Raw genomic sequence first — 19,304 nt, 5'->3', positions numbered from 1 at the left:
AAGGTGATGGCGAGGAAGGGGGCAGCAGCGGCAAGGCGGGCCACGCCAGTCGTGGCGTGGACCCGGGCGCTACTCCTTCTTCGAGGAAGTCGAGTCAGGGAGGTTCAGCTCGGCGCGCGTCGCGGCCTGGACGCGGCGGGCCTGTCGTGGCCGAGCCACCAGCGGCGGAGGCGCGGCGGGCGCACCGGGCTGCTGGAGCGTCTCCAGGTGCTTCGCCAGGGCGTCGAGCGTGGGGTGCTCGAAGAGGACGCGGAGGGACACGTCCACCTTCCAGGACTCCTGGATGCGCGCCACCACCTGGACGGCCTTCATCGACTGGCCCCCCAGGTCGAAGAAGTTGTCGCGCGCGCCGACCTGCTCCACCGCCAGGACGTCGCGCCAGATGGCCGCGAGCTGGACCTCCGTGGGCGTGCGCGGCGCCTCGTAGGCCGCCGAGGCGCGCGGGTTCGCCGACGGCGCGGGGAGCGACTTGCGGTCCAGCTTGCCGTTGGCCGTCCGGGGGAAGGACTCCAGCGTGACGAAGTGGCTCGGTAGCATGTACGCCGGCAGGTGGGCGGCCAGGTGCTGGCGAACCGACAAGGCTTCGGCCGCGGCCTCGGCGCCGGAGCGCACGTAGGCGACCAGCTCCGCGTGGCCCGACACGTCCCACAGCTTGACGGCGGCCTCCAGGACGCCCGGCACTTGCGCCAGCCGGGCTTCAATCTCCCCCAGCTCGATGCGGAAGCCGCGCAGCTTCACCTGTCCATCGCCGCGGCCCAGGTACTCCAGCGTGCCGTCCGGCAGCGCGCGCACCAGGTCGCCCGTGTCGTAGAGCCGTCCGCCCGGCACCTGGCCGAAGGGGTCTGGCACGAAGCGCTCCGCCGTCAGGTCCGGACGGTGGAGGTAGCCCTGCGCCACGCCGTGTCCGCCGATGTACAGCGCGCCCGTCACGCCCAGGGGCACCGGGTGCAGGGCCGCGTCCAGCACGTACACCTGCGTGTTGCCAATGGGGCGGCCCAGGGTGATGCGGCGTCCCGGCTCCAGGCGCGTGGTGGTGGACCAGATGGTCGTCTCCGTGGGGCCGTACATGTTCCACAGGGACGCGCCACGCGAGCACAGCGGCTCGACGAGCTCGGAAGGAATCGCCTCTCCGCCGCAGAGGAGCTTCAGCGTGGGGCTACCCTTCCAGCCCAGCGTCAGCAGCATCCGCCACGTGGACGGCGTGGCCTGCATCACCGTGGCCCCGCTCTCCGCCAGCGCCCGCATCAGCCGGGTGCCATCCAGGGCCGTCTCGCGGCTGGCGATGACGACGCTGGCGCCCACGCTCAGGGGCAGGAACAGCTCCAGCACGGAGATGTCGAAGGCCACCGTCGTCACGGCGAACAGCGTGTCCTGTTCGGTCATCCCAGGCGCCCGCTGCATGGACGCCATGAAGTTGACGACCGCGGCGTGCGGCACGGCCACGCCCTTGGGACGGCCCGTGGAGCCGGACGTATAGAGCACGTAGGCCAGGTTCGTGCCCGCGAGCGTCACCTGGGGCGACGTCGTGGATGCTCCGGAGGCCTCGGCCATCACCATGCGCTTGCCGAGATAGGCGGGGACCTGCGCGGCCAGCTCCGGCTCGGTCAGCAGCAGTGAAACGCCGCTGTCATCCAGGATGTGCGCCAGCCGGTCCGGCGGATACAGCGGGTCCAACGGCACATACGCCGCGCCCGCCTTCAGGATGCCGAGCAGCCCCACGAGCAGTTCCACCGAGCGCTCCAGGAAGATGCCCACGCGGTGCCCCGGCTCCACGCCGAGCTGGCGCAGGTGGTTCGCCAGCCGGTTCGCCTGTTCATCCAGCTCCCGGTACGTCAGGGCGCGCGACTCGAAGCGCACGGCGGTGGCGTCCGGGCGGCGAGCGGCCTGCTGTTCGAAGAGGCCGTGGAGGCTGCCGGGCAGGGGCAGGTCGCGCGCGGTGTCGTTCCACTCCCGCAGCAGGCGCAGGCGCTCGGGCCCGGTCAGCAGGGGAATCTCACGCACGGACCGGGTGGGGTCCTCAGCGATGGCCGCGAGCAGCGTGAGGAGGTGCCCGGACATCCGCTCGACGGTGGCCGCGTCGAACAGGTCGGTGTTGTAGTTCAGCTCGCTGACCAGTCCGCGCGCCGTCTCCGCCATCGACAGGGAGAGGTCGAACTGCGTGGTGCCGCTCTCGAACTCCAGCTGCTCCAGCGTGAGGCCGGACAGCGAGAGGACCTCGGACGGCGTATTCTGGAGCGTGAACAGCACCTGGAACAGCGGGGAGTAGCTCGGGTCTCGCGCGGGCTGGAGCGCTTCGACGAGCTGCTCGAAGGGCAGCGTCTGGTGCGCGTAGGCGCTCAGCGTGTCCTGGCGCACGCGGGTCAGCAGCTCGTAGAACGGCCGCGCGCCGTCCACCTGGAGCCGCAGGGGCAGCGAGTTGACGAAGAGGCCGATGAGGGGCTCCGTCTGGGGCACCCGGTTGGCGATGGGCGTGCCGATGACGAGGTCCTCCTGCCGGCTGCTGCGGGACAGGAGCACTCCGAACGCGGACAGCAGCGTCATGAACAGCGTGGCCTCCGCCTCGCGGCTGCGCTGCTTGAGCCGGGCCGTCAGCTCCGGCGGCACGGTGAAGCGGTGGGTCGCGCCGTGGAAGCGCTGGTTCGCGGGGCGCGGCCGGTCGGTGGGCAGCTCCAGCAGCGCGGGGGCGCCGGCCAGGTGGTCGCGCCACCAGGAGAGGTGCGGCTGGAGGTCACCCCGGGTGGCGCGCTCCTGCTGCCAGCGCGCGAAGTCACCGTACTGGAGGGCCGGCTCGGGTAGCGGAGAGGGTTCGCCCGTGCTGAACGCGCGGTAGAGCGCCGCCAACTCGCGGATGAGGACGCCCAGGGACCAGCCGTCGCAGGCGACGTGGTGGAGCGTGAGCAGCAGCACGTGCTCGCGTGGCTCCAGCCGCAGCAGGGACATCCGCAGGGGCAGGTCTTTCGACAGGTCGAAGGGCCGGCTGGCCTCCTCCGTCGCGCGCCGCCGGACCTCGGCCTGACGCGCGTCGGCGGGGAGGTGCTGGAGGTCCACCTGGGGCATCGTCATGGACGCGGGCGGCAGGACGCGCTGGAAGGGCTGACCCTGGTGCTGGCCATAACTCGTGCGCAGCACCTCGTGACGGCGGACGATTTCGTCCAGGCTCCGCTGGAGCGCGGCGACGTCCAGGGCGCCTTCGAGCCGCAGCGCGGCGGGCATGTTGTATGCGCCGCTGGGCCCCTGGAACTGCTCCAGGAACCACATGCGCTGCTGGCCGGACGACAGCGGCAGCGCTCCATCGCGAGGGCCGGCGGGGATGAGGTCCGCGGCGCCCTGGAGCGACTGGCCCACCTGCTGGAGGAAGGAGACCAGCTCCTCCTTGCGGGACTTCATCTCCCCGAGCAGGTCGGGCGTCATCACGCCCGGTGGGGCGTTGAAGCGCAGGCGCTCGCCTTCCATCCACAGCCGCACGTCGTGCTGTCGCAGCCGGGTCAACAGTCCATCAATCGTGTTCACAGCTCCCCCTCTTCACGGCTTGCGCCGTTGCTGGTGTCTTCTACCGCGCGCGACGCCCACAGGACGGTGTCCACGTGCTCCGCGAGCCCGGCGATGGTCGTCTGCTTGAAGAGCCGCTCCAGCGGCAGCTCCACCTTGAGCGCGTCCCTCAGCCGTGAGGCCACCTGCGTGGCCAGCAGCGAGTCACCGCCCAGCTCGAAGAAGTCGTCGTGGACGCCCACGCGCGGCAGGCGCAGGGCCTTCATCCACACGTCCGCCAGCGTCTGCTCGGTGGGGGTGCGCGGCGCGACGAAGGGGCGCGTGGGCGCGCTGGCCTCCGGGTCGGGCGCGGGCAACGCCTTGCGGTCCAGCTTCCCGCTGGCCGTGAGCGGCAGGGCCTCCAGGAGCACGAAGAAGGCGGGGACCATGTAGTCCGGCAGCTTCTCCAGCAGGAACTGGCGGAGCGCGACGGGCGTCACGCTGCCCTGCGCGGAGGGCACCACGTAGGCCACCAGCCGCTTGTCATGTCCGGCCAGCGCGCCCGGCTCCTCGCGGACCGTGACGACCACCTCCTGGACGTGCTCATGCGCGCTCAGCGCGGACTCGATTTCTCCCAGCTCGATGCGGAAGCCGCGCACCTTCACCTGGTGGTCGGTGCGTCCCAGGAACTCGAGCGCGCCGTCGGGGCGGTAGCGGACCAGGTCTCCCGTCCGATAGAGGCGCGCCGCCGGGTCGTCGCTGAACGGGTCCGGCACGAAGCGCTGCGCGGTGAGCTCCGGGCGGTTGAGGTAGCCCGCCGCGACCAGCGGCCCGCCGATGTGCAGCTCTCCCGCCACGCCGATGGGCACGGGCGCGCCGTGCCCGTCCAACACGTAGCAGGGGCGGTTCGACAGCGGCCGGCCAATGGGAACGCGCGTGGCGCTCCAGCCCTTGGGGATGGCGAACGTCGCCGCGGTGATGAGCGTCTCGGTGGGGCCGTAGGCATTGAGCGTGCGCACGTTGCCCAGCGGGCCCTGCTGCCACAGCTCCAGCACCTTGGGCAGCACGGTGTCACCGCCGATGATGACCAGCCGCAAGTCATGGGCGCCGAGGGTCGGCGGCGATTCGGCCCAGCTCTGCGTGAGCTGCTGCCAGTACGCCGTGGGGAAGTTCATCACCGACAGCCGCTGCTCGACGACGCGGCGGGCCAGCTCCTCGGGCGTCCAGACCTGGTTGCCGCGCAGGACCAGCGTGGCGCCCGTCATGAGCGTCGGGAGGATCTGCTCCAGGGACGCGTCGAAGTTGAACGAGGCGAACTGCAACACGCGGTCGCGCTCGGTCAGCTCGAAGTGGAGCTGCATGTCCTGGAAGTGCACCGCCATCTGTCCGTGGCTGATGACGACGCCCTTGGGCTCACCCGTGGAGCCGGACGTGTAGATGACGTAGGCGGGGGACGTGGCCGTCGCGGTGTTGGGCGGGTTCTCCGTGGGACAGGACGCCAGCGTGACGGCGTCAGTGTCCAGGTGGACGACCTTCGCGGTGTGCGTGGGCAGCCGCTCCGCGAGGGCCTGCTTCGTCACCAGCACGGCCGCGCGCGCGTCATCCAGCAGGAAGCGCAGCCGCTCCACGGGGTGCGCGGGGTCCAGCGGTACGTAGGCGCCACCGGCCTTGAGGATGGCCAGCAACGTCACCAACATCTCCGGCGAGCGGTCGATGAAGGCGCCCACCCGCATGCCCGGCCCGACGCCCAGTCCACGCAGGTGGTGCGCGAGCTGGTTCGCGCGTCGGTTGAAGTCGGCGTAGGTGATGCTCTGGCCGTCCAGCTCCACCGCGTGCACGCCGGGCCTCGCGGCGGCCTGCTGTTCGATGAACTGGTGAGTGAGCAGGTCCTCCCGGTAGCCCACCTGATTCTGGTTCCACGCCACCAGGACCTTGCGGCGCTCGGCGGGGGTGAGCATCGGCAGGTCGGCCACGCGCGCTTCCGGCTGCTTGAGCGCGCCCGTTAGCAGCGTGCGGAAGGCCTGGGCCCAGCGGGCCAGCGTCGCCGCTTCGAACAGGTCGGTGTTGTAGTCGAAGTCCAGGACGAGCCCGTCCTCGGCGTCGATGACGTTCAGGCTCAGGTCGAAGGCGGCGTAGCGAACGGGCTGCGGGACGAAGTGCGTCCGCAGGCCGTCCATCTGGAGGTTCCCCAGCGGGCGCTCCAGATTGAACGTGACGCTGACGAGCGGCGTGTGGCTGGTGCTGCGCGGCAGTCCCAGGCGCTTGATGAGCAGGGCGAAGGGATAGTCCTGGTGCTCATACGCCTCCCAGAGCACCTGCTTGAGGCCCTGGACGTGTTCGGAGAACGTCTGCTCGCCCTGGACGTGGCTGGCGATGGGCAGCAGGTGCGAGCAGTAGCCCACCAGTCCCTCGCTGCCCTCCATCCCCCGGCCCGCGGTGGGGATGCCCACCAGCACGTCATCCTGGCCCGTCAGGCGGTGGAGGAAGGTGGTGTAGACGGAGAGCAGCAGCATGAAGAGCGTGGACTGCTGCTGCGCCGCCGCCTCCTTCAGGGACTGGGTGGTGGCGCGGTCCAGCCGCAGCGTCTCCCGGGCACCCCGGTAGCTGCGGTGCGCGGGGCGGCCATGGTCGATGGGCAGCTCCAGCGCGGGCAGCGTCTCCACGCGCCGGCTCAGCCAGAAGCGCTCGTGGGCCGCCTGCTCCCGGGTTCCGGCCTGCTGCTGGAGCCACTGCACGTACTCGCCCCACTGCATCGCGGGCGGAGGCGGGGTGTTCTTGCCGCCCCGGAGCTCGGTGTAGCGCGCGGCGAGCTCGCGGACGATGACCCCCAGCGACCAGCCGTCGACGGCGACGTGGTGCGCGGTGAGGACGAAGACGTGCTCCTGCGCGGCCAGCTTCAAGAGACTCACGCGGAAGGGCGCCCCGCGGTGCAGGTCGAACGGCGTGTTGCTCTCCTGCTCGTACCAGGCGGAGAGGCGCTCGGCCTGCTCTGGCGCGGGCAGGGTGGAGAGGTCGTGCGACGTCAGGGGCAGCGCCAGCGAAGCGGCGGCGGTCTGCTGCTCGCCGGACTCGTGGACGTAGATGCGCAGGGCCTCATGCCGGTCGACGACGTGCTGGATGGCGCGCTGGAGCAGCTCGCGCTGGAGCACGCCTTCGAGCCGCAGGCTCATCGACAGGTTGTAGGAGATGGAGCCGCCGGGGTTCATCTGGGCGAGCACCCACAACTGCCGCTGCGCCTCCGTCATCGGCAGCGTGCGCGCTTCCACGCGGGTGGGCTCGGGCGGCGTGGCGCGGGGCCAGAATCCGCCCGCGCGCATGTCGCTCACCGTCTCGGTGACGGCGCGGACGATGGTGTCGAGGTCCTCGTCCGAGTGCGCGGTGGAGAGCATGCACGTGCGCCCCTCCCAGATGTAGATGCCGCGCTGGATGAGGTGGCAGAAGAACAGGTCCATCTCCAGCGACTGGTACAGGTAGCTGGTGTTGCCCGCGGCGGAGAAGCGCAGCACCGAGCCGCCGTGGATCGCCTCGATGGGCGCCTGCTCGCGCTGGAAGACGTCATTGAGGCGCGCGACCAGGTCCGCGGCGCGGCGGCTCAGGTCCTCCTGGAGCTCGGGCCCCTGGGCCTTGAGGTGGCTCAGCGTGGCCACCGTGGTCGCCATGGTCAGCGGGTGCTTGCAGAACGTGCCCGCGGAGAAGGTCGTCTCGACGGCGGGGTAGGACGCGTCGCCGTAGCTCCAGTCGCCCCCGTCGATGCGGTCCACGAAGCCACCCCGGTCCGCGACGGCGCCAATGGCCATGCCGCCACCGAGCACCTTGCCGTAGGTGGCCAGGTCCGCCTCGATGCCGTACCAGGCCTGGGCGCCACCCGGATGGAGCCGGAAGCCGGTGATGATTTCGTCGAAGATGAGGGGCACGCCTGCTTCACGCGTCATCGCTCGCAGCGCCTGGAGGAAGGCCCGTGGCTGGAGATTGGGACGGCGGCTCTGCACCGGCTCCACGAGGACGCCCGCCAGCTCGTGGAGGTGCTCGCGGATGAGCTCCAGCGTGCGGTCTTCTCCGTAGGGCAGCACGAGGACGTCCTCGACGACCTTGGGAGACACGCCCGCGGCCATGGGCAGCGACTGGGGCTCGCCGTTGACCATGCGCCCCACCACCAGCGTGCCGTCGGAGTGGCCGTGGTAGGAGCCGGTGAACATCACGATTCTGGTGCGGCCCGTCGCGGCGCGCGCCAGCCGGAGCGCCGTCATCACCGCCTCCGTGCCGGAGTTGCAGAAGGTGACGCGCTTCATCCCGGTCAGCTCGCAGAGCAGCTCCGCGGCCTGTCCGCCCAGGTCCGACTGGGGGCCCAGCTCCATGCCTTCCGCCAGCCGCTGTCGCAGCGCCTCCATGATGAAGGGCGGGTTGTGACCGAACAGGTGCACCCCGAAGCCCATGGAGAAGTCGATGTACTCGTTGCCGTCCGCGTCCCAGACGCGCGAGCCCTTCGAGCGCACGCTGACGATGGGGTAGCAGACCTCCTTCAGCTCGGCGCGGAAGTTCATCAGCCAGCGGACATCGCTCCACTTCGCGCGGTAGCGGACGGCGGCTTCCTTCGAGCGCTTCGTGCGCGCGGTGTACTTCGTGATGAACGCGTCCAGGTGGCGCTGCTGCGCCGCGGGGAGCTCGCGCTCGGGCGCGCCGGACTTCGGCCCCGCGCCAAAGGGTGACGCGCCTCCAGCCTTCGCGGTGTTCGCGAGCGCCGCCTTGGGGGCAGGGGCTTCCTGCGTCGTGACGGGGAGCGGCAGCGGCGCGGCGGGACGTCCGCCCAGGAGCGCGAGCTGCTGCGCCATGAGCTGCAACTGCTGCTGGATGAGCTGCTCGACGGCGCTTCCCGGAGGTGCGGCGAGCGTGTTCGCGGTGGCGGCCGGCGCGCTCACGGGGAGCGGCGCGGGGACGCTCGTCGCCGCTGGCGCGGGGCTCGGGGCGAAGCTCGCGGGCAGCGTCTGGTCGAGGTGGCTCGCCAGGGCGTCCAGCGTCGTCAGCTCCTCGAAGAGCTGACGGATGGCCAGCTTCACGCCGAAGCGCTTCTCCACGTTGCGGATGGCGTCCAGCAACACGAGGGAGTCGGCGCCCATCTCCAGGAAGGACATGCGCGGGTCGAGCTTCTCGGCAGGCGCCTGGAGCAGCAAGGCGACGACCGCGCGTAGCTCCGTGAGGATGCGCTCCTTGCGTGACACGACGGGCGCTGCGGCGGAGGTCTGGGGCATCATCGTCGGGGTGTGGGCAGGAGAGGGGAGCGTGGAGTCCAGCAAGTACCTCTGACGCTCGAAGGGGTAGGTGGGCAGCGGGACACGACGGCGCGGGTGGTCCGCGTCGACGGCGCTCCATGGGATGGTGACGCCGCGCGTGTGCAGCGCGCCGAGGCTGCCAAGCAGCGTCTCCCAGGCATCCTGCTGACGCCGCAGGCTGGGCAGCCACAGGCTCGCGCTCTCGGGCACGCAGCGCTTCGCCATGCCGAGCAGCGTGTCGTGCGAGCCCAGCTCGATGAACAACGCGGGGCCCGCCTGCGTCAGCGCCTGGACGCTCTTGAAGAACTGGACGGGCGCGCGCGCGTGCTGTCGCCAGTAGGCGGCGTCGGGGGCCTGGGACATGCGCTCGCCCGTGAGGTTCGAGATGAGCGGGAGGCGCGGCGCGTGGGCGGGCAGGATGCGGGCCACCTGCTCGAAGCCATCCAGCATCGGCTCCAGCAGTGGCGAGTGGAACGCATGGGAGACGGTGAGCGGCCGCGACTCGATGCCTTGAGCCTGGAGCGCCGTGGTGATGCGGTGGACTGCTTCGCGCTCACCGGAGATGACGACGTGCCGTGGCCCGTTGATGGCGGCGACGTCCACCAGGGGCTCGCCCTCCAGTGCCATGCGCACCGTGGGCTCATCCGTCAGGACGGCCGCCATGGCGCCGTTCTGGGGCAGGGCCTGGATGAGCCGGCTGCGCGTGGCCAGCAGCGCCAGTGCTTCCTCCAGCCCGAGCGCGCCCGCCGTGTGCGCGGCCGTGAATTCGCCCACGCTGTGGCCCATGACGGCGTCTGGCACCACGCCCCACGAACGCCACAGCTCCGTCAGGGCATGGCCCAGCGCGAACAGCGCCGGCTGGGTGTAGCGCGTCTGGTGGATGAGCTGCGCGGTGGCGTCCGTCGTCGGAAACAGCACCGACAGCAGCGGGACCTCCAGATGCGGGCGGAGCAGCGCGTCGCAGCGCTCCAGGGCTTCCCGGAAGACGGGCGCGCTGTCGAACAGTTGCCGTCCCATGCCGGGGTGCTGGGTGCCCTGGCCGGGATACAGGAAGACGATTCGCGGCGCGGCGCCACGCTGCACCTCGCCCTGATGCAGCCCGGGGACGGCGTGCCCCTGGGCGAAGGCTTCGAGCCGCGACGCCAGCTCCACGGGTGAGCTCGCGGTGAGCGCGAGCCGATGCGGCCACGCATTGCGGCCGGTGTTCGCGGTGAAGCAGACATCCGCCAGCGCGGGGGCGTCCGGCCGGGAGAGGTGCTCCTGATACCGCCGGGCCAGGTTCCGCAGGGCCGCATCGCTCCGGGCGGACAGCGTCAGGACCTGGCTGCCGCGCTCGGGGACGCGAGGTGCCTCCGCGGGGCGCGGCGGGGGCTCGCTCAGGATGACGTGGGCGTTGGTGCCACCGAAGCCGAAGGCGCTGACCCCCGCGACGCGCGCGCCGGGCGCTTGGGGCCACGGCTCCGGGCGCGTGGGAATCGATAACCGGGTCGCATCCAGGGCGATGTGCGGGTTGAGCTCGCGCAGGTGGACCTGCGGCGGAACCTCGCCGTGGCTCAGGGCCAGCACCGTCTTCATCAACCCCGCGATGCCGGCCGCCGCCTCCAGGTGGCCGATGTTGCTCTTCGCCGAGCCGATGAAGCAGCGCTGCTCGACCGTCCTCCCCGGTGAGAGCACGGCGCTCAGCGCCGCCAGCTCAATCGGGTCGCCCAGCGGCGTTCCCGTGCCGTGGGCTTCGATGTAGCCAAGCTGCGCTGGAGACAGGCGGGCCTGACGGAGGGCCTGCTGGATGACGTCCTGCTGCGCGGCGCCGCTGGGGGCGGTGAGGCCGTTGCTGAGCCCGTCATGATTCACGGCCGAGCCGCGAATGACGGCCAGGATGGGCGCGCCCGAGGCCAGCGCATCCGACAGGCGCTGGAGGACGACGATGCCGCAGCCCTCGGAGCGCACGTAGCCGTCGGCCGATGCGTCGAACGTCTTGCAGCGCCCATCCGCCGCCATCATCCCCGCCTGCGAGAAGGCGATGGTGAGCTCGGGCGACAGGATGAGGTTGACGCCGCCGGCCATCGCCAGGTCGCACTCGCGGCCGCGGAGGCTCTGACAGGCCAGGTGCACCGCGACGAGCGACGACGAGCACGCGGTGTCCACGGCCATGCTCGGACCCCGCAGGCCCAAGACGTAGGACAGCCGGTTGGCCGCGATGCTGTGCGCGTTGCCAGTGCCCGCATAGGCATCCAGCAAGGAGCGGTCGCCGAACTGCCGCTGCGCGTAGTCGCTGGTGCTGATGCCCACGAAGACGCCCGTGCGGCTGCCCTGGAGTCCTTGAGGTGCCTGTCCCGCGCGCTCCAGCGCCTCCCACGCGACTTCCAGGAGCAGGCGCTGCTGCGGATCCATCCGCACGGCTTCGCGAGGTGAGATGCCGAAGAAGAGCGGGTCGAACGCGCCGACGTCTTCGAGGAAGCCGCCCCATCGCGTGTTCATCGTCGCGGGCGTCGACGGGTCCGACGAGTAGAGGCTCGCCGCGTCCCAACGGTCCGCGGGGACTTCGGTGATGGCATCTCCGCCACGCTGGAGCAGCGCCCAGAAGGCCTCTGGCGTCGGGGCTCCCGGGAAGCGGCACCCCAGCGCCACCACCGCGATGGCTTCGTCCCGCGCGGCCTCGGTGACGGGCGTCGCGGGCGCGTCCGTCACGGGCGCGGTGCCACGTCCGAGCGCCTGGCTGAGCGCGTCGATGGTGGGGTGCTCCCACAGGATGGTGGGCGAGACGTCGCGGCCCAGCCAGTCCGCCAGCTCACCCGACAAGAACACCGCGTCCTTCGACGTCAGCCCGTAACGAACGAAGGGCTCCTGGGGGTCGACCGCTTCGGGCGCGAGCTCGGCGGACTCGGCCACGTAGGCCCGAAGCCACGCCGCGATTTCATCGCGCGTGCGGCCTCCGGACACACTGGAGGCCAGAGGGGAATCCGCAGGGGTCTGTGAGACACCAGAAGATGGTTTCATCGAAACTCACGGACCTGAGGTGTAATCCTGCAGATCGTGATTATTATGAAATCGTTCTGGATCCGACTAGTCTTGACGGAATTTTGAGGTAAATTTCTGGTGCCAGCGCTCAAGCAGGGGGGTTGGCGCTTTCCAAGTGGGGGCTCAGCGGCAGGTGTCCGGGCTGACTCACCGCTGTGACGACAGGTGCTTGCAGATGGCGTTCAGCGAGTTCGAGTGCTGGTCCGAATCAGGCCAGCTGGATTGCGTGGCGGTGTTCCGGCCCGCGGCGTTGGACGTCACCAGCGCGGAGGAGGCGGCGGCGGTCGGCTTCACGCGGCCCGTCACGCGCGGTGAGGCGGAGGACGCCTTTGGCCGGCTGCGGGACACGCTGACGCGCCTGGGTTGCCAGACGATTGACCTGTGGGAGCTGCTCCCGGAGCGCGAGCGCGCGGTGAGCGACACCACGGTGAACCGGGTGTTCGTCCGCGACACGGCGGCGGTGCTCGGGCGTCAGCTGGTGACGGGCACGGCGGCCTTCCCCGTGCGGCTGGCGGAGTTCGACGTGGCGCACCGCGCGCTGTCACAGCTCCAGCCGGAGCTGTCGAGCGACGACGCCGCGACGTCCGCGCGCATCGAGTTCGGGGACGTCTTCGTGCTCGACGCGGAGCGCCTGCTGGTCAACGTGGGGCTGCGCAGCGACGCGCGGGCGCTTCAGCCCTTCCTGGAACTGGCGTGGCGTTCGGGCTTCCGCGAGGCCGCCGTCGTCCGCATCCCGGAGCGCCTGGGCATCATCCACCTGGACCTGGCCTTCAACGTGCTGGGGCCCCATGCGGTGGTGGCGCGCGCCTTCCTTCGCCACACGCCCATCCAGGTCTTCACGCAGGGCGTGGCGCCGCACTGGGAGCCCTTCGACGGCTACTTCACCCAGCGGGGCCGCCGCGTCATCCCCTTCGAACCGAAAGGGGAGAGCGGCTTCATGTCGAACTTCATCTACGTGGGGCCCAACCTGATTCTCGCCTCGGAGAGCGCCTCGGTGGGCCTTCGTCCACTGGCGAAGGAGGCCGGCATCGAGGTGGCGAGCGTCGACATCGAGGCGCTGGAGCGAGGCAACGGCAGCGTCCGCTGCCTCACGATGCCCCTGCGCCGGCGCGCGGTGTAGCGAAGGACCGCGCTCAGGAAGGGCGGTTCACCCCGGGCGGGTGGGTCATGTCGCCTTCTTGCTCGTAGTAGAGGCTCGCGCAGCCCTGCTCGTAGACCACGAGCACCCGGTCACTCTCCTCCAGCAAGTCGGAGACCTTCTCCGTGGTCTTGCGGACGAGTACGTCGAACCTACCCGGGCGCTGTTTGTTTCCGGCCCGGACTGTCACGACTGGCATGCGGGGTCCCGCTCCTTGTGCCCCACGGCGAGCGGTTCCGGGAGGACTTCCCCGGCCTGGGCCCATCCGAAGGTAACAAGGCGTGTCATAACCAAACGAACAGTCCGTTGACAAGCGGGCCGCGTCATGGCGGGAAGTGGCTCCCATGCTCCGCAAGCTTCCCGTTGTGCTGGTAGGTGTTCTGGGTCTGGCCTCTTCCGCGGGCGCGCAGGAGACGCGGCGGCCTCGGGAGCACCGCTCTCCGACGCCCGCCTGGGCGCCTCGCGGCGTGCTCCTGGGGGTCAGCGCCCAGGACGGACTGGCGGCCTCCCAGACGAAGGTGCAGTGGCAGTTCACCTTCTACCAGGACCGCAAGGACGCCTTCGCCCTGCTGCTGGAGGGCAGCCTGTCGTGGGGGCTCGCGTTTCCGGAGGCCGAAGAGGGCAGGCCGCAGAACGCGGTGCGCTCCTTCTACCAGCACAGCCCGCAGGTGGGCGTGGGCTACCGGAACCACCTGCCCGGCCAGGTGCACTGGGGCTTCCAGGTCACCGGCGGTCCCGTCTTCTATGGCGCGGACTTCGACGGTGGGCTGGAGAACGACCGGCGCGTCGCGGGCCTCATCGAGGGCCGCATCCACCTGGGTTACCAGTTCGGGGCCGTCGGCGGCGGGCTCGCTGTGGGTTATGCCGAGCCCTTTGGCTACAAGCGCCGCAGCCTTGGCCGTTTCTTCGTGGGTGGCCCGATGGTCGGGTTGTTCGTGGATTGGCGCTAGGCTTTGCGTAGAGTGTGGCTCGGGAGCCCCTGTCCACACGCCACGTATGCCCGAGCCGCTCAGCGCCCATGTCTCGCGATACCTCCGCAACCGAGAAGTCTTCGAGCGGAACCTGCCCGCCGCGCTGCTCGTCTTCACTCCGGTGGCGGAGGAAGGCTGCGGCGGGGACGCGGAGGAGTACCGTCTGAAGACGGTGACGAACGCGGGGGCCCCTTCGCTGGGGGCCAGCGGGCCGTTGGTGTTTCCCGTCGTGAAGACACGGACGAACGCCTTCGGGCGGGGGATGACCGTGGGGCGGACGGGCAACAACGACGTGGTCCTGGACGACGGGAGCGTGTCCCGGTTCCACGCCTGGTTCAGCCGGGAGGAAGGCCCTGCGGGCTTCCTGCTGACGGATGCCGGGTCCAGGAATGGCTCCTGGGCGGGGGGCGTCCGGCTGGTGCCCCGGCGAGCCGTTCCGGTGGCGGATGGGGCCCGGCTGCGCTTCGGCCAGGTGGAGGTCGCATTCTACACGGCCAGCGGTTTTGTGCGGATGCTGACCGTGAGGATGGCTCCCTGAGCCTTGCCACGTCTTCGTGGGCCTGCGTAACGTGCGGAGTCGCCCTCTGTCACACACGGGAGTGTTCGCGGTGGCCTTGACCACAGAAGCTTTTGGACTGACCGACGTCGGCCGCAAGCGGCAGCACAACGAAGACGCGATGTTGGTGGATGCTCCACTCGGTCTCTATGTGGTGGCCGACGGCATGGGCGGTCACGCGGCCGGCGAGGTCGCGAGCAACCGCGCCACGGAGGTCGTCAAGCAGCACATCTCCGCCAACCGCCACTTGTTGAAGGACCTGGGCAACAACCCGACGCCGGACAGTCGCTCCGCGGCGGCGGCGCTCGTCGAGGTGGCCGTCCAGCGCGCGTGCGCGGACATCTACCGGACGGCGATGTCGGATGCGACCAAGCGCGGCATGGGCACGACGTTCGTGTGCCTCGCGGTGGGGGGCAACAAGGGCGTCATCGGCCACGTGGGTGACAGCCGTGTCTACCTGGTGCGGCATGGCCAGTGTCACCGGCTGACGGAGGACCACACGCTGGTCGCCGCGCAGCTCAAGGCCGGCACGATTACGAAGGACCAGGCCGCCACCTCGCAGTACCGCAACGTGATTACCCGCGCGGTGGGCATCCAGGAGTCCGTCCAGGTCGACACGCTCATCGTGGACCTGGTGCCTGGGGACATGTTCATCCTCTGCTCGGACGGCCTGCACGGCTATGTCGAGGACGAGGAGGTCCTTCCGCTCATCTCCGGCATCGCGCCCGCGGACCTGCCCAAGCGCTTCATCGACGTCGCCAACGAGCGCGGTGGCAAGGACAACATCACCGCGGTGGTGGTGAAGGTCGCGGGTGAAGGCGCCACCGTCAACGAGGAGTCGAGCGAGGCGCAGTCGCGCATGGAGGCGCTGCGCAAGATTCCGCTCTTCCGTCACCTCACCTACAAGGAGCAGACGGCGGTGCTGTCCATCGCCACCACGCGCACGTATCCCGCGGGCCGTGAAATCGTGGTGGAGGGGCAGCCGGGCGAGGAGCTCTTCGTCGTCATCCGGGGCCGGGTGGCCATCGAGAAGAACGGCGTGGAGATCGCCGAGCTGCGCGCGGGGGGCCACTTCGGAGAGATGGGACTCATCGACAACGCGCCGCGCTCAGCGACGGTGCGGGCGACCGAGCCCACGCGCACCATGGTCATCTCGCGGCCGGACCTGATGGGGCTGATGAAGCGCGAGTCCATCCTGGCGGTGAAGATGCTCTGGAGCTTCGTCCAGGTGCTCAGCGACCGGCTTCGCGCCACCAACTCGGAGCTCAGCGAGGCGCGGCAGGAGCTGGCCGTGGCCCAGGCGATTGCGCCGTTCGCAGAGGAGTAGACTCCACCGCCATGGCTCCCCGTCGACCGAAGCAGCTTCGTTCGCTGTCCGATATACGTCAGACGCCCCAGGTACGTTCGCGCCGTTCCGTTGTCGGAGGGCGACGCATGGCGAGAGCGGTGGGCGGCGACGTGGTGGTGAAGTTCCTGGGTGAGGTGGCTGAGCTGCGCCAGGAGCTGAGGGCGACGCAGGGGGACGTCGAAGGCCTCTTGATGAGCATGGGGACCCTGCGGTCGAACATGGGGACCATGCGGTCGAACATGGTGGCCATGCAGGCGAACATGGTGGCCATGCAGGCGAACATGGACTCCATGATGGGCAACATGGAGACGATGATGTCGACCATGGAGGACATGACCACGGGGATGCGTGCCATGTCGGGACGCCTGAACCGGATGGAGACCCAGGCGGCCCGCATGGCCCGGCTGCTGGTCTCCATGGCGGATTCGACCCACGAGCGCTTCGAGCGAGTCGAGAAGCGCCTGGATGACCTCGAAGACAAGCTGTAGACGCGTCCGGAATTTCCAGGGGGAATCGGCCGTTCCGCGCCCGGCCCCGGGCCAAGGTCCGCGCCGTCCGCGCATGCGCAACTGGATTGTCATAGGCGTGGTGGTGGCCCTGCTCGCGGCAGGGGTGGTGTGGCTGTGGCCCGGGACTGAGACGGCGCCCGCCGCTCGCGACACGCACACCGCCACGGGCAAGGCCCTGCCAGAGTTCGCCGCCGTGGATGTGTCCTCCTCCGCGGGCGAGGGGCTGGCGCTCACGGGACGGGTGCTGGACGCCTCGGGTCGTCCCGTCGCGGGCGCGGAGGTGTTCCTGGCCGCCAGCGCGGAGCGGACGCTCCTGGGCGTTCATTGTGAGGCGTGTGGCCAGGCGCTCCTGTCCTGCCCGGCGCGTGAGACGGCGCTGCACACGCGGGCGTTCTTCGAGCAGCAGCAGGGCTTCCTGACGCCGAGAGCCACGGTCCACACGGACGCGGAAGGGCGCTTCCGCTTCGAGCAACTGGCTGGCGTGTCCTTCTCCGTGTGGGCCCGCGCGCCAGGGCTGGGCGTCGCGCTTCGCGAGCGGGCCGCGCCAGGAGACCCGGTGGAGCTGTACCTGCCTCCGCTGCGCACGCTGGTGGGGCAGGTGGTGGACGAAGCGGGCCGGCCCTTGGCGGGGGCACACGTGCACGGAACGTCGCGGCGGGCGCCGCTGCCCTTCGAGTCCACGAGCGGCGCGGATGGCCGCTTCACCCTGACGGGCCTGGGCGAAGGGCCGTTCTATGTGCTGGCCACGGCGGAGGGGTACCTGCCCACGGTGGAGTCCCAGGTGGAGGCGGGGCCACAGCCCGTGCGCCTGAAGCTCTTGCCCGAGCGTACCCTGGAGGTCCGCGTCACCCGGAACGGTTCCCCCGCGGCCGCGCGGGTGCGGCTGCGCGCGGACCACCTGTCGCGGGAGCTGCGCACGGATGGCGCTCCGGTGCGCTTCACCGGCTTGTATCCGGACGAGCTGGTGGTGACCGCGGAGGCCAAGGGCCTGGCGTCCGTGCCCCGAATCTTGACGCTGGACGCGCGCGTCACCCAGGTGACGCTGGCGCTGGAGGAAGCGGGGAGTCTGCTCGTCACGGTGGTGGACGAGGCGGGCCAGCCCGTGCCTCAGCCTGAGCTGCTGCTGCGCATGCCGACGGGGGAGGTCGTCTGGCGGGAGCGCGGTGGCACCGGCGCGTTGGTGACGCTGGGCCCGCTGGCCGTGGGCAACTACGTGCTGACCGGGCAGGCCGAGGGCTTCCGTGATGCGCAGCTGCCCGCGAAGGTGACGCCCCAGGAGACGGCGCTCGAGCTGGAGATGGAGCGCGCCACCGTCATCAGCGGGCAGGTGCTGGATGTCTACGGCCGGCCCGCGCCAGGGGTGTCCGTGTTGGTGCAGCCCACGGGCGCGTCGACGCTGGCGGACGCGGAGGGGCGCTTCATCGCGCAGGTGCCCACGCCGGGGCTGTACGAGCTGCATGCGCACCACTCGGAGTGGGGCGGCGGCCAGCTCAAGGTGACGGCGCCGGCCACCGACGTGCAACTGGCGCTGGAGCCCCGCGCGTCGTTGGAGGTGACGGTCTCCGCCGAGGGCCGCCGCGTGGAAGGCGCGGACGTGGTGCTGTGGGTGGAGCAGCAGGGCATCTTCCGGAGTGACCGGCCGTCCGGTTCGGATGGCATGGTCCCGATGCGCGGGATGCCCGCGGGCACGTATTCGATGATGGCGTCCCACCCCGACTATCAGCCGTCGGAGCGCCGGGACGTGACGCTGACGGATGGGCAGACGCTGAAGCTGGAGGCGGAGCTGCGGCCCGGCGCGCCGCTCAGTGGTGAGGTGGTGGACGGGCAGAACGCGTCGGTGGCGGGCGCCACGTTGGTGGTGGTGCCCCGAGGCGCGGAGCCCGTGCAGTCCGACGCGAGCGGCCGTTTCGAGTTCCGTGCGCTGCGGCCGGACCGGGGCTACCGCTTGGAGGTGAGGCACCCCGGCTATGACCAGGTCGAGCGCGCCGAGGGCAAGGCCGGTGGCCCGCCGGTGCGAGTGGTGCTCAAGAAGCGCGACGTCTTTCGCGGGCGTGTCATGGGCGACGACGGCGAGCCAGTGCGGCGCTTTCGCGTGGACGAGCACGACGTGAATGCACCGGATGGTCGCTTCGAGCTGCCGTTGCCCACGGCGGGCGACCGCGTCATCGCGTCAGTGGACGCGGCGGGCTACGAGCCGCAGATGGTGGACCGTCCGGCCTCGCCCGACCTGGGAGACCTGGTGCTGGAGAAGCTGCCAGGGGTCTCGGGCCGCGTGGTCGACGAGGGCGGGGGGCCCGTGCCGGATGCCGTGGTGTCGTGCGACGTCTGTGACGACTCCGTGCTCTCCGGGACGGACGGCACCTTCACGGTGGCCAGCCCGCCCTATGTGACGCGTTACTCGCTCACGGCGCGCAAGGGGCGGCTGAGCGCCACCCAGTCGTTGGAGCGGGGCGCACGGGGCCCGGTGGAGCTCAAGCTGCGGCAGGCCACGCGGTTGAGCGGCCGGGTGTACCGCCAGGACGGGAGCCCCGCGGCGGGCTTCGAGGTCGAGGCCGTCAACGCCGACCGCAGCGAGCCGCTCACCATCGTCACCGGACCGGATGGTGGCTACAGCGTGGAGGTCTCCCCGGGCAACTACCGCTTCGCGCTGGGGGCGAACCGGGAGTTCTCCGGCGAGCCGGCGCTGGTGGTGCAGGTCGGCGGCTCGGAGATGTCGCTGGACCTGGGACCGGGGCCGGGCACCACGTCCTTGTCCGTCCAGGTGAAGCCGGAGCGGGGCCGGGCGCTGTGGGTCGTCGCGGGAGAGCTGGGGGCGGTGGGCAATCCCCCGGCGATGGCGCTCATGCGCTCGCGCTGGGCGCAGCTCGTGTACCAGCCCCGGTCGGAGCAGGTCCGCCTGAGCGGCCTGCGCCCCGGGCGGTACACCCTGGTGTGGGGCAATTTCCACGTGGAGACCCCGGGCGGACCCGAGGTCCGCGTGGTGGATGTCCCTTCGAGTGGTGACGTGGTGATGATGGGGCACTGAGGCC

Annotated in this window: 9 protein-coding genes; 6 read left to right on the top strand and 3 right to left on the bottom strand. The window is 70.7% G+C overall.

All coding sequences use genetic code 11. The features are described 5' to 3' along the window. Positions 1–69: 69 nt before the first annotated feature. Together KGD87_RS11300 and KGD87_RS11295 are read right to left on the bottom strand one after the other, a co-directional pair. Entirely contained in the window at positions 70–3,510 is a 3,441-nt protein-coding gene (locus KGD87_RS11300; RefSeq protein ID WP_284667466.1) for a non-ribosomal peptide synthetase, read from the bottom strand. Continuing rightward, complete coding sequence (locus KGD87_RS11295) at positions 3,507–11,732, bottom strand: amino acid adenylation domain-containing protein (protein ID WP_502888018.1); 8,226 nt, start codon at positions 11,730–11,732, stop codon at positions 3,507–3,509. The genes KGD87_RS11300 and KGD87_RS11295 overlap by 4 nt, the downstream gene beginning before the upstream one ends. Before the next feature lie 196 nt (positions 11,733–11,928). Between KGD87_RS11295 and KGD87_RS11290 the strand changes: the two genes are divergently transcribed. Beyond that, positions 11,929–12,873: an arginine deiminase family protein gene (locus KGD87_RS11290; RefSeq protein WP_284667463.1), complete on the top strand. Its 945-nt coding sequence runs from the start codon at positions 11,929–11,931 to the stop codon at positions 12,871–12,873. A 13-nt stretch (positions 12,874–12,886) separates the two neighbouring features. Here the strand turns inward: KGD87_RS11290 and KGD87_RS11285 are convergent, their stop codons facing one another. After that, positions 12,887–13,090, bottom strand: coding sequence for a hypothetical protein (locus KGD87_RS11285; RefSeq protein ID WP_163777841.1), 204 nt, complete (start codon positions 13,088–13,090; stop codon positions 12,887–12,889). Between the two features lie 145 nt (positions 13,091–13,235). Between KGD87_RS11285 and KGD87_RS11280 the strand changes: the two genes are divergently transcribed. The 5 genes from KGD87_RS11280 to KGD87_RS11260 all read left to right on the top strand — a co-directional run bounded on the left by KGD87_RS11280 (position 13,236) and on the right by KGD87_RS11260 (position 19,300). Next, the gene (locus KGD87_RS11280) at positions 13,236–13,841 is read left to right on the top strand and encodes a hypothetical protein (protein ID WP_284667462.1); all 606 of its coding nucleotides are present in this window, start codon (positions 13,236–13,238) and stop codon (positions 13,839–13,841) included. Between the two features lie 46 nt (positions 13,842–13,887). Then, positions 13,888–14,400: an FHA domain-containing protein gene (locus KGD87_RS11275; protein WP_284667461.1), complete on the top strand. Its 513-nt coding sequence runs from the start codon at positions 13,888–13,890 to the stop codon at positions 14,398–14,400. A gap of 61 nt (positions 14,401–14,461) precedes the next feature. Beyond that, on the top strand, positions 14,462–15,745 hold the full coding sequence (locus KGD87_RS11270) for a Stp1/IreP family PP2C-type Ser/Thr phosphatase (protein ID WP_163777883.1): 1,284 nt from the start codon (positions 14,462–14,464) through the stop codon (positions 15,743–15,745). Between the two features lie 107 nt (positions 15,746–15,852). Next, entirely contained in the window at positions 15,853–16,254 is a 402-nt protein-coding gene (locus KGD87_RS11265) for a hypothetical protein (RefSeq protein WP_284667460.1), read from the top strand. 73 nt (positions 16,255–16,327) lie between these two features. Beyond that, positions 16,328–19,300: a carboxypeptidase regulatory-like domain-containing protein gene (locus tag KGD87_RS11260; RefSeq protein WP_284667459.1), complete on the top strand. Its 2,973-nt coding sequence runs from the start codon at positions 16,328–16,330 to the stop codon at positions 19,298–19,300. Positions 19,301–19,304 lie beyond the last annotated feature (4 nt).

Source organism: Myxococcus sp. SDU36 (assembly GCF_030168875.1).
GTDB lineage: Bacteria > Myxococcota > Myxococcia > Myxococcales > Myxococcaceae > Myxococcus > Myxococcus vastator.
The sequence above is the reverse complement of the archived record's forward strand: the minus strand, read 5'-3'. Positions and strand labels throughout refer to the sequence as shown.

Excerpts from the sequence above, each read along its gene's own strand:
- KGD87_RS11280 (WP_284667462.1), top strand. The coding sequence starts at position 13,236 with ATGCTCCGCAAGCTTCCCGTTGTGCTGGTAGGTGTTCTGGGTCTGGCC.
- KGD87_RS11290 (WP_284667463.1), top strand. The coding sequence starts at position 11,929 with ATGGCGTTCAGCGAGTTCGAGTGCTGGTCCGAATCAGGCCAGCTGGAT.
- KGD87_RS11285 (WP_163777841.1), bottom strand. The coding sequence starts at position 13,090 with ATGCCAGTCGTGACAGTCCGGGCCGGAAACAAACAGCGCCCGGGTAGG.
- KGD87_RS11295 (WP_502888018.1), bottom strand. The coding sequence starts at position 11,732 with ATGAAACCATCTTCTGGTGTCTCACAGACCCCTGCGGATTCCCCTCTG.
- KGD87_RS11265 (WP_284667460.1), top strand. The coding sequence starts at position 15,853 with ATGGCGAGAGCGGTGGGCGGCGACGTGGTGGTGAAGTTCCTGGGTGAG.
- KGD87_RS11260 (WP_284667459.1), top strand. The coding sequence starts at position 16,328 with ATGCGCAACTGGATTGTCATAGGCGTGGTGGTGGCCCTGCTCGCGGCA.
- KGD87_RS11275 (WP_284667461.1), top strand. The coding sequence starts at position 13,888 with ATGCCCGAGCCGCTCAGCGCCCATGTCTCGCGATACCTCCGCAACCGA.